We start from the raw sequence: 11,844 nt of genomic DNA on the forward strand, positions 1-11,844 counted from the left end.
CCTCATGTATCACTGTAGGGGGTAGAGCACTGTTTCGGCTAGGGGATCATCCCGATTTACCAACCCGATGCAAACTCCGAATACCTACAAGTGCCGAGCATGGGAGACACACGGCGGGTGCTAACGTCCGTCGTGAAAAGGGAAACAACCCAGACCGTCAGCTAAGGTCCCAAAGTCATGGTTAAGTGGGAAACGATGTGGGAAGGCTTAGACAGCTAGGAGGTTGGCTTAGAAGCAGCCACCCTTTAAAGAAAGCGTAATAGCTCACTAGTCGAGTCGGCCTGCGCGGAAGATGTAACGGGGCTCAAACCATGCACCGAAGCTACGGGTATCACTTAGGTGATGCGGTAGAGGAGCGTTCTGTAAGCCTGTGAAGGTGAGTTGAGAAGCTTGCTGGAGGTATCAGAAGTGCGAATGCTGACATGAGTAACGATAATGGGTGTGAAAAACACCCACGCCGAAAGACCAAGGTTTCCTGCGCAACGTTAATCGACGCAGGGTTAGTCGGTCCCTAAGGCGAGGCTGAAAAGCGTAGTCGATGGAAAACAGGTTAATATTCCTGTACTTCTGGTTATTGCGATGGAGGGACGGAGAAGGCTAGGCCAGCTTGGCGTTGGTAGTCCAAGTTTAAGGTGGTAGGCTGGAATCTTAGGTAAATCCGGGATTCTAAGGCCGAGAGCTGATGACGAGTGTGCTTAGGCACATGAAGTGGTTGATGCCATGCTTCCAAGAAAAGCTTCTAAGCTTCAGGTAACCAGGAACCGTACCCCAAACCGACACAGGTGGTTGGGTAGAGAATACCAAGGCGCTTGAGAGAACTCGGGTGAAGGAACTAGGCAAAATGGCACCGTAACTTCGGGAGAAGGTGCGCCGGTGAGGGTGAAGCATTTACTGCGTAAGCCCACGCCGGTCGAAGATACCAGGCCGCTGCGACTGTTTATTAAAAACACAGCACTCTGCAAACACGAAAGTGGACGTATAGGGTGTGACGCCTGCCCGGTGCCGGAAGGTTAATTGATGGGGTTAGCTAACGCGAAGCTCTTGATCGAAGCCCCGGTAAACGGCGGCCGTAACTATAACGGTCCTAAGGTAGCGAAATTCCTTGTCGGGTAAGTTCCGACCTGCACGAATGGCGTAACGATGGCGGCGCTGTCTCCACCCGAGACTCAGTGAAATTGAAATCGCTGTGAAGATGCAGTGTATCCGCGGCTAGACGGAAAGACCCCGTGAACCTTTACTATAGCTTTGCACTGGACTTTGAATTTGCTTGTGTAGGATAGGTGGGAGGCTTTGAAGCGTGGACGCCAGTCTGCGTGGAGCCAACCTTGAAATACCACCCTGGCAACTTTGAGGTTCTAACTCAGGTCCGTTATCCGGATCGAGGACAGTGTATGGTGGGTAGTTTGACTGGGGCGGTCTCCTCCTAAAGAGTAACGGAGGAGTACGAAGGTGCGCTCAGACCGGTCGGAAATCGGTCGTAGAGTATAAAGGCAAAAGCGCGCTTGACTGCGAGACAGACACGTCGAGCAGGTACGAAAGTAGGTCTTAGTGATCCGGTGGTTCTGTATGGAAGGGCCATCGCTCAACGGATAAAAGGTACTCCGGGGATAACAGGCTGATACCGCCCAAGAGTTCATATCGACGGCGGTGTTTGGCACCTCGATGTCGGCTCATCACATCCTGGGGCTGAAGCCGGTCCCAAGGGTATGGCTGTTCGCCATTTAAAGTGGTACGCGAGCTGGGTTTAGAACGTCGTGAGACAGTTCGGTCCCTATCTGCCGTGGACGTTTGAGATTTGAGAGGGGCTGCTCCTAGTACGAGAGGACCGGAGTGGACGAACCTCTGGTGTTCCGGTTGTCACGCCAGTGGCATTGCCGGGTAGCTATGTTCGGAATAGATAACCGCTGAAAGCATCTAAGCGGGAAACTAGCCTCAAGATGAGATCTCACTGGGACCTTGAGTCCCCTGAAGGGCCGTCGAAGACTACGACGTTGATAGGTGGGGTGTGTAAGTGCTGTGAGGCATTGAGCTAACCCATACTAATTGCCCGTGAGGCTTGACCATATAACACCCAAGCAATTTGCGATGAAGCAGATTGAGGTGTGTGAAGACGACACAACCGAAAATTGGCAAACCCACAGATCTATCACATCCCCATTCGCTGAACCGGGCGTCCTGAAAGGGATACGCGGGTCGGCTACCGAATTTCTTGACGACCATAGAGCATTGGAACCACCTGATCCCATCCCGAACTCAGTAGTGAAACGATGCATCGCCGATGGTAGTGTGGGGTTTCCCCATGTGAGAGTAGGTCATCGTCAAGATTAAATTCCAGAACCCCTGATCGCTTACGCGTTCAGGGGTTTTGTTTGTGCGCAGAAATAAACCGAGGCAGATCCAATCCATAAAAAAACCACCATAAAGGTGGTTTTTGACTGCTTCCGAATTCAGTCGCCCCGATATTCGCAGCCACTGGTACACGTCTCGTGAATACGAATGGCCGAGAGTTCTGGGAGTAGAGGCTTCAGCTGCTCCCAGATCCATTTAGCCAACACTTCGCTGGTTGGATTTTCAAGACCCGGAATGTCATTTAGATAATTGTGATCGAGACGATCGTACAGCGGTTTAAATATCGCTTTGATTTCGGAAAAGTCGCGAATCCAACCGGTATGAGGATCAACCTTGCCAGCCAGATAGACAGCGACGCGGAATGAGTGTCCATGCAGACGGCCGCACTTATGACCTTCTGGTACATGAGGCAGGCGATGTGCGGATTCAAACGTAAACTCTTTAAAAATTTCCACAATGCATTGAGCTCTAAAAAGGCATTCGCCAGGGCGAAAAAAGATTAGTAGTCTAGCAGCAATGCTTTACTAGAAGGCTAAGCAATGAGTCACGGCTTGATGTCCGAAAAAGGGCTAACCCCCGCGCTCAAAAGGCGGTCTCGTGCGCGAATTATTAATGTATGGGCCGTAAATCTGTAGTTGCGGGCCTCACCCTCGGCTGGTCGTATAGTGACCATTTATATTTTTTTGTACCCATAAATAGCGTTTCTTGACGACCCTGCAGTTGAAGCTCAACTTTTTAACGCTGGGGCCGCTAACTAGACGAATGTATTGACTAAAACGCTTGACCTTAAATAAGAGTTGAAACTTATGCGTCTCAATTTGAAGACCAAAGTGCTGTCGCTGGCTGTGCTGCCCGTGCTCATTTTCGCGCTAGTCATAAGCGTGACCACCGTCATTATGTTGCAGGATCAAGCCAAAAGAGAAGTTGACGATACCCGCGAGCGACTTCTTAACGACGCAAAGGCAAATTTGCAGAATTTCGTCGCGGTAGCGCTGGGTGCAGTCAAGCCCCTTTACGACGCCTCCGCGCAAGGCGATAAGGTGGCCCGCGCACAGGTCGTGAAAATGCTCTCGGCAATTTCTTACGGCAAGGATGGCTACTTTTTTGGCTATGATTCGGAAGCCGTACGCCTGTTCAAAGGCAGCAGCTCTGATGACATAGGTAAAAGCTTCAAAGACGTTCGTGATGCCAACGGCGTCTACTACAACCGAGACTTAGTGGCGGTTGGCAAAGCCGGTACGCATTACTTGCAGTACTCCTCATCAATGCCCGGTAAATCCCATGAATCCATGCCAAAGTTGGGCTACACCGAGTACCTGCCTAAATGGGATATGGTGGTCGGCTCATCGGTCAGTTTGGCGGGTATCGACGCCCAAGTGGCGCTTGTCGAGAAGAACGTTGATGATCGCATGCACAGCATGTTGATAAGTATCGTTGGCATTGCCCTGTTAGTACTGCTCATCATTGCCATCGTCGGCGGCCTATTGGCCGGTACGATTGTACGGCCAATAGGCCTGATGAAAGCCAATCTTGACGACATTGCCTCGGGTGAGGGAGACCTGACTCGTCGACTAAGCGTTTCAAGTGACGATGAGTTAGGGAAATTAGCAGGTTCTTTCAACCGTTTCGTCGACAAAATTCATGGCTTAGTGTGCCAAATTGCTGAAATGACCGATCAGTTATCAGGACTGGTAACGGAAGTATCAGACCAAGCTCATCGCTCAGAAAAAGCAATGGACCGTCAACGTCAGGAAACTGATCAAGTAGCCACCGCCATCAATGAAATGTCTGCGGCCGCACACGAGGTAGCAAAAAGCGCTCAAGGGGCCGCTATTGCCGCTCAGCAAACTGATGCGGAGGGGCAGGCAGCAAAGCGCGTTGTGGATGGCAGTATCAAGCAAATTCATGCGCTGGTTAAAGACATCCGCAGCAGTGGCACGTCCCTCGATAGTCTGCAGAATGATGTCTCTTCGATCGTGAATGTGTTGGGCGTCATTCGCTCTATCGCCGACCAAACCAATTTATTGGCACTTAACGCGGCCATTGAGGCGGCACGGGCAGGAGAGGCCGGACGGGGGTTTGCGGTCGTTGCTGACGAAGTGCGGGCACTGGCCAGTCGCACCCAGCAGAGCACACAAGAAATTCAGACCATGATTGATCGTCTGCAAACCGGCACAAAAGGGGCGGTTGAGGCCATGCGTCGTTCCAGTGAAGCGGGTGATGGCACTTCCGCGCAGGCTAATGAAGCGGGTGTTTCGCTGGACACCATTGCGACGCTGATCGGCACCATCAACTCGATGAACGCGCAGATTGCTAGCGCCGCTGATGAGCAAACCGCTGTGGCCGAAGAAATCAACCGCAGTGTGCACCAGATCGCTGAGGCGGTAGACAGCGTTGCTGACCAGACCCAACAAAGTGCACAAACGTCCCGTAATCTTGCAGACCTCGGACAACGACTTGGTAAGCTCGTCGGCCAATTTCGTATTTGATTTTATTTGGGTAGCGCCGCAATGGTTCTACCCATGCCTTATTGGTTATTTTGTGTCGTTTCTCCTACCGTCCAGGGACAGTACAAAGCTACGGCACTCGCTCGAAGATTGGCTGACTAAACAGTAAGTCGCATTTGTGCGGAGTCTTACTGACATGGATCGGACATGAACGAAACCACGCTGCAACACAAAACCTTCCTGGTGCTGATGGTAGTAGTCACCATCGCTTTTATTTGGATTTTGATGCCGTTTTATGGTGCGGTCTTTTGGGCTGTGATTCTCGGCATCATCTTCGCGCCTCTGCAACGACGGTTGCTGATGAAGTTTGGCTGGCAACGCAACCTGACATCGCTGTGTACCTTGACCGTATGCCTGCTAATCGCAATTTTGCCGGTCATCATTATCAGCACCTTGCTGGTTCAAGAAGGAGCCATGGTTTATAACAACATCGAGAGTGGGCAATTGGACATTGCCAAATACCTGGCGCATTTCAAAGACGCGTTGCCGCCGTACTTCAGGCACTTGCTCGACCGGGTTGGAATGGGTGACCTTAATAGCTTGCGGGATAAAATCGTCAAGGTATCCATGGAAGGTAGCCAATACTTGGCGACCCAGGCATTCAGCTTCGGTCAGGGCACGTTCAACTTTGTGATCAGCTTTTTCATCATGCTGTACTTGCTGTTTTTCTTCCTGCGCGACGGGCATGACCTGGTCCGTAGAATTCGTCTGGCTATCCCACTGGCAGAGCCGCAAAAGCGCCGGTTACAACTCAAGTTCAATCGGGTTGTGCGGGCTACGGTGAAAGGTAACGTCGTCATGGCGGTGGTTCAGGGGGTGTTAGGTGGACTCATCTTCTGGGTCCTCGATATTCCCAGCGCCTTGCTGTGGGCCGTGTTGATGGCCTTTCTTTCATTATTGCCAGCGGTGGGGGCGGGTATCGTCTGGGCGCCAGTGGCTGCTTACTTCTTGCTCAGCGGCCTGATTTGGCAGGGGGTGGTGCTTACGTTGTTTGGTATATTCGTCATCGGCTTGGTGGACACCGTATTGCGCCCGATTCTGGTGGGTAAGGACACGCGGATGCCGGACTACTTGATCCTGATTTCGACTCTAGGCGGTATGGCGGTCTTCGGGATTAACGGGTTTGTTATAGGGCCGATGGTTGCCGCTTTGTTCATGTCTACGTGGGCTCTGTTCACCGAGGCGAAACAAACCGTGCGTCTGCCCGGATAGCGTTCCAGCAGCCAATAAAAAGCCCTGCATTGCAGGGCATTTTTTGTAGGTGCGTCCCAATCAGCTAAGCAGTTGCAAGCCGGCGTGATGCACCATGTCCAGCAACGGTTGTGGGTACACGCCGAGGATGAACGCCAACACCGCGATTACCAGCAGCATCACGCCGCCAGTACGTTGTGCCCAGTTGAACGGGGCATCGTGACGGTGCAGGGTAGGTTCCACCAGAAACAGCGTGACCATCACTCGCAGGTAATAGAACAGGCCGATGGCGCTACCAATCACTAGCGTACCGGTCAACCACCACAGGTGCGATTCGACACCGGTGGCGATGATGTAGAACTTACCAATGAAGCCAACCGTCAGTGGGATACCCGCCAGCGACAGCATCATTACGGTCATCACTGCCGTCAGGTACGGACGCCGCCAGAACAGACCACGGAATTCGAACAGCGCGTCGGCATCGCGACCGCTGTAAGGCGAGGACATCAACGTCACGACACCGAAAGCGCCCAAGGTCGTAATGACATACGTCACCAGGTAAACACCTATGGCTTCGACAGCAATGCCCTTGCTGGCCACCAACGCGATCATCAGATAACCGAAGTGAGCGATGGACGAGTAGCCCAGCAGTCGCTTGAGGTTGGTCTGAGTCAACGCCAGTAAGTTACCGATCAGGATCGACGCAACGGCAATCACCGCCATCACCGTGTACAGCACACCGCTGCCGGCCGCCGGTGAGATCTGGAACAGACGGACCAGCACCGCGAACACCGCAACTTTACTCGCGGTTGCCAGGAACGCCGCTACCGGGGCAGGGGCACCTTCGTACACGTCCGGGGTCCACAAGTGGAACGGCACCAGCGACAGTTTGAACGCCAAGCCGATCAACATCATCGCCAAGCCCATCTGGGCGATCGGGCTAGGCAGACCGGTAGCCGCCAACGCGTGGCCGATACCGCTGAAGCTCAACGAACCCGCTTCGGCATACAACAGCGCCATGCCGAACAGCAGAAACGCAGAACCGGCAGCCGACAACACCATGTACTTGATGCCGCCTTCGAGAGAACGCTTGTTGAAGAAGGCGTAAGCGACCAAACCGTAAACCGGTACCGACAGCAGTTCGAGGCCGATAAACAAGCTTGCCAAGTGTTGCGCGCTGACCAATACCAAGCCACCGGCCGCAGCCATCAGGATCAGCAGGTAAAGTTCTTCTCGGTTACCCGGATAACCTGTGGACTTCTCGCCCAGATAAGCATGAGCCAAAGTGACACAGGCCAGCGTAGACGCCAGGATTAGGGCCATGTAAAGGCAAGCAAAATTATCGATCTGCAACAGCGGCGTGACCGCCAGCGGCGCTACTTTCAGTGCCGGGTAAATTGAAAGCAGCGCAAGATTGAGGCCACCCACGGTGAGCAGAAAGGTCTGCGAGTGATTGCGACGCCATGCGATGCCCAACATCACCACAACGGCGGTGAGGCTGGTAATCAGCAGCGGCGCAAGCGCAATAAAGTGTTGAATCGTAAGGTCCATAGCGCTCTTACCGTGCCGAAGCAAGTTGAGTGAAGGCGATGCCAAGCCATTGCTGCACGCCATGCATCGTGGCAGCAGAGGTGTCGAGGAACGGTTGTGGGTATACGCCGATGTATACCAGCAATGCCGCTAAGCCGAGCACCATGAGCAGCTCGCGTGCGTCCATACCGTGCAAGACTTCTTCCGACTTGGAAGGGCCGAAATAGGCACGGTGGATCATGATCAACGAGTAGACCGAACCGAACACCAGGCCCGCCGTTGCTATGCCGGTGATCCAAGGGGAGTGGACGAAAGTGCCGATCAGAATGAGGAACTCCCCGACAAAATTACCGGTACCGGGCAGGCCGAGCGACGCGGCAGCGAAGAACAGGCTGATAGCCGGCAAGTAAGCTATGCGCGACCAGATACCCCCCATTTCACGCATGTCACGGGTGTGCAGACGTTCGTACAACTGGCCGCTGAGAATAAACAAGGCGGCTGCCGAAACACCGTGAGCAAGCATCTGAATCACGGCGCCTTGCAGCGCCTGCTGGCTGCCGGAATAAATCCCGATCAGTACGAAACCCATATGCGACACGCTGGAGAACGCAATCAGGCGCTTGATATCGGTTTGGGCGAACGCAAGGAACGCGCCATAGAAGATACCGATCAGGCCCAGCGTCATGGCAATGGGGGCAAACTCTGCCGAAGCATTGGGAAACAGCGGCAGAGCGAAGCGCAGTAGGCCATAGGCTGCCGTCTTCAACAGAATACCGGCAAGGTCAACAGAACCTGCGGTCGGAGCCTGTGCGTGGGCATCCGGCAGCCAGGAGTGGAACGGCACCACCGGCAGTTTCACCGCAAACGCGACGAAGAAGCCCAGCATCAGGATGTATTCAGTGCCCGGTGCCAGTTTGGTTTTCAACAATTGGGTGTAATCAAAGGTGATCACCCCGGTACTGTTGAAGTGGACCATCACCAAGCCGAGGATCGCCACCAACATGATCAAGCCGCTGGCCTGAGTGAAGATGAAGAACTTGGTCGCTGCGTAGATTCGGGTTTTCTTGCCGTCTGACGAACTATGACCCCAAAGCGCGATGAGGAAATACATCGGCACCAGCATCATTTCCCAGAAGAAGAAGAACATGAACAGGTCGATAGCGAGGAATACGCCAATCACACCGCCCAGAATCCACATCAGGTTGAGGTGGAAGAAACCGACGTTACGTTGGATCTCCTTCCACGAACACAGCACCGACAAGATACCGAGCATGCCGGTCAACAGCACCATCAGCAGCGACAAGCCATCGAGCGCCAAATGCACGCTGATGCCGAAGCGGGCGATCCACTGCTGCTTGAATTCAACTGCCCACGTAGGATCGACGCCGGGCGCCGGGGCAAAATGGAAGTCACCGGTGCCCCACAGCCAAAGGCCGAGAGCAAGTTCCAGAGACATGGTCAGTAGCGCGATCCAACGTGGCAGGGTGGCGCCGAAGCGCTCACCTTGCCAACACAGCAGGCCACCGATAAAGGGGATCAGGATTAGCCAAGGCAGAATCATGACGGGCTCATTTCCTTTCGCAAATTCGCAAGGTTCATATCAGACCGCAACCAGCACGATGGCGCCGAGCACCAATACAGCGCCTGCAGCCATTGAAGCAGCGTACCAACGCAATTGACCGGTCTCGGTGCGGCTCATGGCGGTGTTGCCGCCTTTAACCACTCGCGGGATCAAGCCAATCATGTGGTCGAGCGGGTCTTTGCGCAGCACGTGGCTGATCATCAGATACGGCTTGACGAAGAGTTTGTCGTATAACCAATCGAAGCCCCATGCGGCGAACCACCAGGCTGACAGGAAACGCCCCAGCTCGCTTTTAGCAACGGCCGTTGCAATGCGGCGCTTGCCGAGGAACAGCATCGCCGCCAGCAGAATACCGGCCAGGGCGATGGCGCCCGAGGCGATTTCCAAACTGTCTTTGGCAGCGCCACCGGCATGCCCAACGCTTTGCGGCAGCACGCTGGCCAGCGGTGGAGTGATAAGCGCGCCGACGAAGGTCGACAGCACAATCAGCACCGACAGCGGCAACCAATGCGCAATGCCTTTACCAGCGTGCGCTTCAGTTTTCGCTTCACCGTGGAAGGCAATAAAGATCAGACGGAAGGTGTACAGCGACGTCATAAACGCCCCGAACAAACCGGCATACAGGAGCCCGTGATTACCGCTGGCGAACGCTTCCCAAAGAATTTCATCCTTGGAGTAGAAGCCCGCGGTGATCAGAGGCAGAGCCGACAACGCGGCGCCGCCCACGATAAAACTGGTGTAAGCCAGCGGCAGCTTTTTCCACAGACCGCCCATCTTGAAGATGTTTTGTTCGTGGTGGCAGGCAACGATCACCGAGCCGGACGCAAGGAATAGCAGCGCCTTGAAGAACGCGTGGGTCATCAGGTGGAAAATCGCACCCTCCCAAGCACCAACGCCCAACGCCAGGAACATGTAGCCGATTTGGCTCATGGTCGAGTACGCCAGGATACGTTTGATGTCGGTTTGGACCAGCGCCGCAAAACTCGCCAACACCAGCGTGACACCACCAACGATACCGACCAAGTGCAGAACGTTCGGTGCCAGCTCGAACAGACCGTGGGTCCGGGCTATCAGATAAACACCGGCAGTCACCATGGTTGCCGCGTGGATCAACGCAGAAACCGGGGTCGGGCCTGCCATCGCATCCGCCAGCCAGGTTTGCAACGGCAGTTGTGCGGATTTACCCACTGCACCGCCGAGCAGCATCAAGGTGGCAAATACGATCCAGAAATCGCCAGTGGTGAAGTGCTGTGGTGCACGGACCAGCAGTTCCTGAATATTCAAGGTTCCCAATTGCTGGAACAGGATGAACAAACCGATGGCCATGAAGACGTCGCCGATTCGGGTCACGATAAAAGCTTTTAGAGCGGCATTACCGTTGTTACGGTTGCTGTAGTAGAACCCGATCAACAGATAGCTGCACAGTCCTACGCCTTCCCAGCCCAGATACAGGAACATCAGGTTATCGCCGAGGATCAGGAACAGCATGCTGGCGATAAACAGGTTGGTGTAAGCGAAGAAGCGCGAGTAACCGGCCTCACCGCGCATGTACCAGGACGCGAACACGTGAATCAGGAATCCAACGCCAACCACCACGCCCAACATGGTGACCGCCAGGCCATCCAGGTACAGGGCGAAGTTGGGTTCCAGACCATCCACCGACATCCAGCGCCACAGTACGTAGGTGACATGGCCACCCTCAGGCGGTGAAACGTTGAACTGGAAGATGACCCAGGCGGCAACAATAGCCGACAAGCCGATAGAGCCAACGCCAATCAGCGCGGCCAGATTTTCGGAGATTTTCCCGCGAGAAAACGACAGCAGCAGGAAACCAATGAGGGGGAATACGAATGTCAGAAAGAGAAGGTTCATCCGCGCATCTCGCTGGCAGCGTCGATATCGAGAGTGTGGAAGCGGCGATACAACTGCATCAGGATCGCCAGACCAATACTGGCCTCGGCGGCCGCAAGGCTGATCACCAGAATGAACATGATCTGTCCATCCGGCTGTGCCCAACGGCTGCCGGCGACGACGAAGGCCAGCGCTGACGCGTTCATCATGATCTCCAGGCTCATCAGCACGAAGAGAATGTTGCGCCGCACCATCAGGCCGACCAGGCCAAGGCAGAACAGGATGCCGGCAACCGCCAGACCATGCTCTAGAGGTATTGCATTCATGGCTTAGCTCCTTCGCTCTCACTGCGGCCAAGATGGAATGCCGTCACCGCTGCTGCGAGCAGCAGCATGGAGGCCAGTTCAACCACCAGCAGGTAAGGACCGAACAGGCTAATGCCCACGGCTTTGGCGTCTACAGTGGTGTGCCCGATGGCGGCGCCGGTGGAATTGTTGAACAGCACATACAGCAATTCAGCCAACAACAAAACGCCGAGAATAACCGGCCCCGTCCAGATGCCGGGCTTGAGCCAGACACGTTCTTGCTGCACCGAGGCAGGCCCCAGGTTCAGCATCATCACCACAAACACGAACAGGACCATGATGGCGCCAGCGTAAGCGATAACTTCCAAAACCCCGGCAAACGGCGCGCCGAGGCTGAAAAACGTCATTGCCACGGCAATCAGCGAAATGATCAGGTAGAGCAGGGCGTGCACCGGGTTAGTGTTGGTGATCACCCGAAGGGTGGACACAACAGCGACGCCGGACGCGAAATAGAAAGCGAATTCCATCT

Annotated in this window: 8 protein-coding genes and 2 rRNA genes (1 of these 10 cut by a window edge); 4 read left to right on the forward strand and 6 right to left on the reverse strand. The window is 54.5% G+C overall.

The features are described from left to right. Both RGW60_RS03320 and rrf read left to right on the forward strand, forming a co-directional pair. Positions 1-2,064, forward strand: a 23S ribosomal RNA gene (locus RGW60_RS03320); it begins 827 nt to the left of the window's first position. Between the two features lie 144 nt (positions 2,065-2,208). Then, a 5S ribosomal RNA gene (rrf, locus tag RGW60_RS03325) occupies positions 2,209-2,324 on the forward strand. A gap of 123 nt (positions 2,325-2,447) precedes the next feature. Here the strand turns inward: rrf and queD are convergent. Then, positions 2,448-2,804 (reverse strand): 6-carboxytetrahydropterin synthase QueD, encoded by a 357-nt coding sequence (queD, locus tag RGW60_RS03330; RefSeq protein ID WP_322202125.1) that lies wholly within the window; start codon positions 2,802-2,804, stop codon positions 2,448-2,450. 351 nt (positions 2,805-3,155) lie between these two features. Between queD and RGW60_RS03335 the strand changes: the two genes are divergently transcribed. Both RGW60_RS03335 and RGW60_RS03340 read left to right on the forward strand, forming a co-directional pair. Further along, positions 3,156-4,838 (forward strand): methyl-accepting chemotaxis protein, encoded by a 1,683-nt coding sequence (locus RGW60_RS03335; protein WP_322202127.1) that lies wholly within the window; start codon positions 3,156-3,158, stop codon positions 4,836-4,838. 165 nt (positions 4,839-5,003) lie between these two features. After that, complete coding sequence (locus RGW60_RS03340) at positions 5,004-6,068, forward strand: AI-2E family transporter (protein WP_322202129.1); 1,065 nt, start codon at positions 5,004-5,006, stop codon at positions 6,066-6,068. Positions 6,069-6,128: 60 nt separating this feature from the next. On the opposite strand, the gene nuoN is transcribed toward RGW60_RS03340, so the two are convergent. Genes nuoN through nuoJ form a run of 5 tightly spaced genes read right to left on the reverse strand, consistent with a single transcriptional unit; the run spans position 6,129 to position 11,842 of the window. Next, positions 6,129-7,598, reverse strand: coding sequence for an NADH-quinone oxidoreductase subunit NuoN (gene nuoN / locus RGW60_RS03345; RefSeq protein WP_322202131.1), 1,470 nt, complete (start codon positions 7,596-7,598; stop codon positions 6,129-6,131). Positions 7,599-7,605: 7 nt separating this feature from the next. Then, the gene (gene nuoM / locus RGW60_RS03350; RefSeq protein WP_322202133.1) at positions 7,606-9,138 is read right to left on the reverse strand and encodes an NADH-quinone oxidoreductase subunit M; all 1,533 of its coding nucleotides are present in this window, start codon (positions 9,136-9,138) and stop codon (positions 7,606-7,608) included. A 39-nt stretch (positions 9,139-9,177) separates the two neighbouring features. After that, the gene (gene nuoL, locus RGW60_RS03355; protein WP_322202135.1) at positions 9,178-11,031 is read right to left on the reverse strand and encodes an NADH-quinone oxidoreductase subunit L; all 1,854 of its coding nucleotides are present in this window, start codon (positions 11,029-11,031) and stop codon (positions 9,178-9,180) included. Beyond that, positions 11,028-11,336, reverse strand: a complete 309-nt coding sequence (gene nuoK / locus RGW60_RS03360; protein WP_219064405.1) for an NADH-quinone oxidoreductase subunit NuoK — start codon at positions 11,334-11,336, stop codon at positions 11,028-11,030. The genes nuoL and nuoK overlap by 4 nt, the downstream gene beginning before the upstream one ends. Next, positions 11,333-11,842, reverse strand: a complete 510-nt coding sequence (gene nuoJ, locus RGW60_RS03365) for an NADH-quinone oxidoreductase subunit J (protein ID WP_322202137.1) — start codon at positions 11,840-11,842, stop codon at positions 11,333-11,335. Before nuoJ ends, nuoK begins: the two co-directional genes overlap by 4 nt. Between the last annotated feature and the right edge of the window lie 2 nt (positions 11,843-11,844).

The sequence above is a fragment of the Pseudomonas sp. AB6 genome (genome assembly GCF_034314105.1).
Taxonomy (GTDB): Bacteria; Pseudomonadota; Gammaproteobacteria; order Pseudomonadales; family Pseudomonadaceae; genus Aquipseudomonas.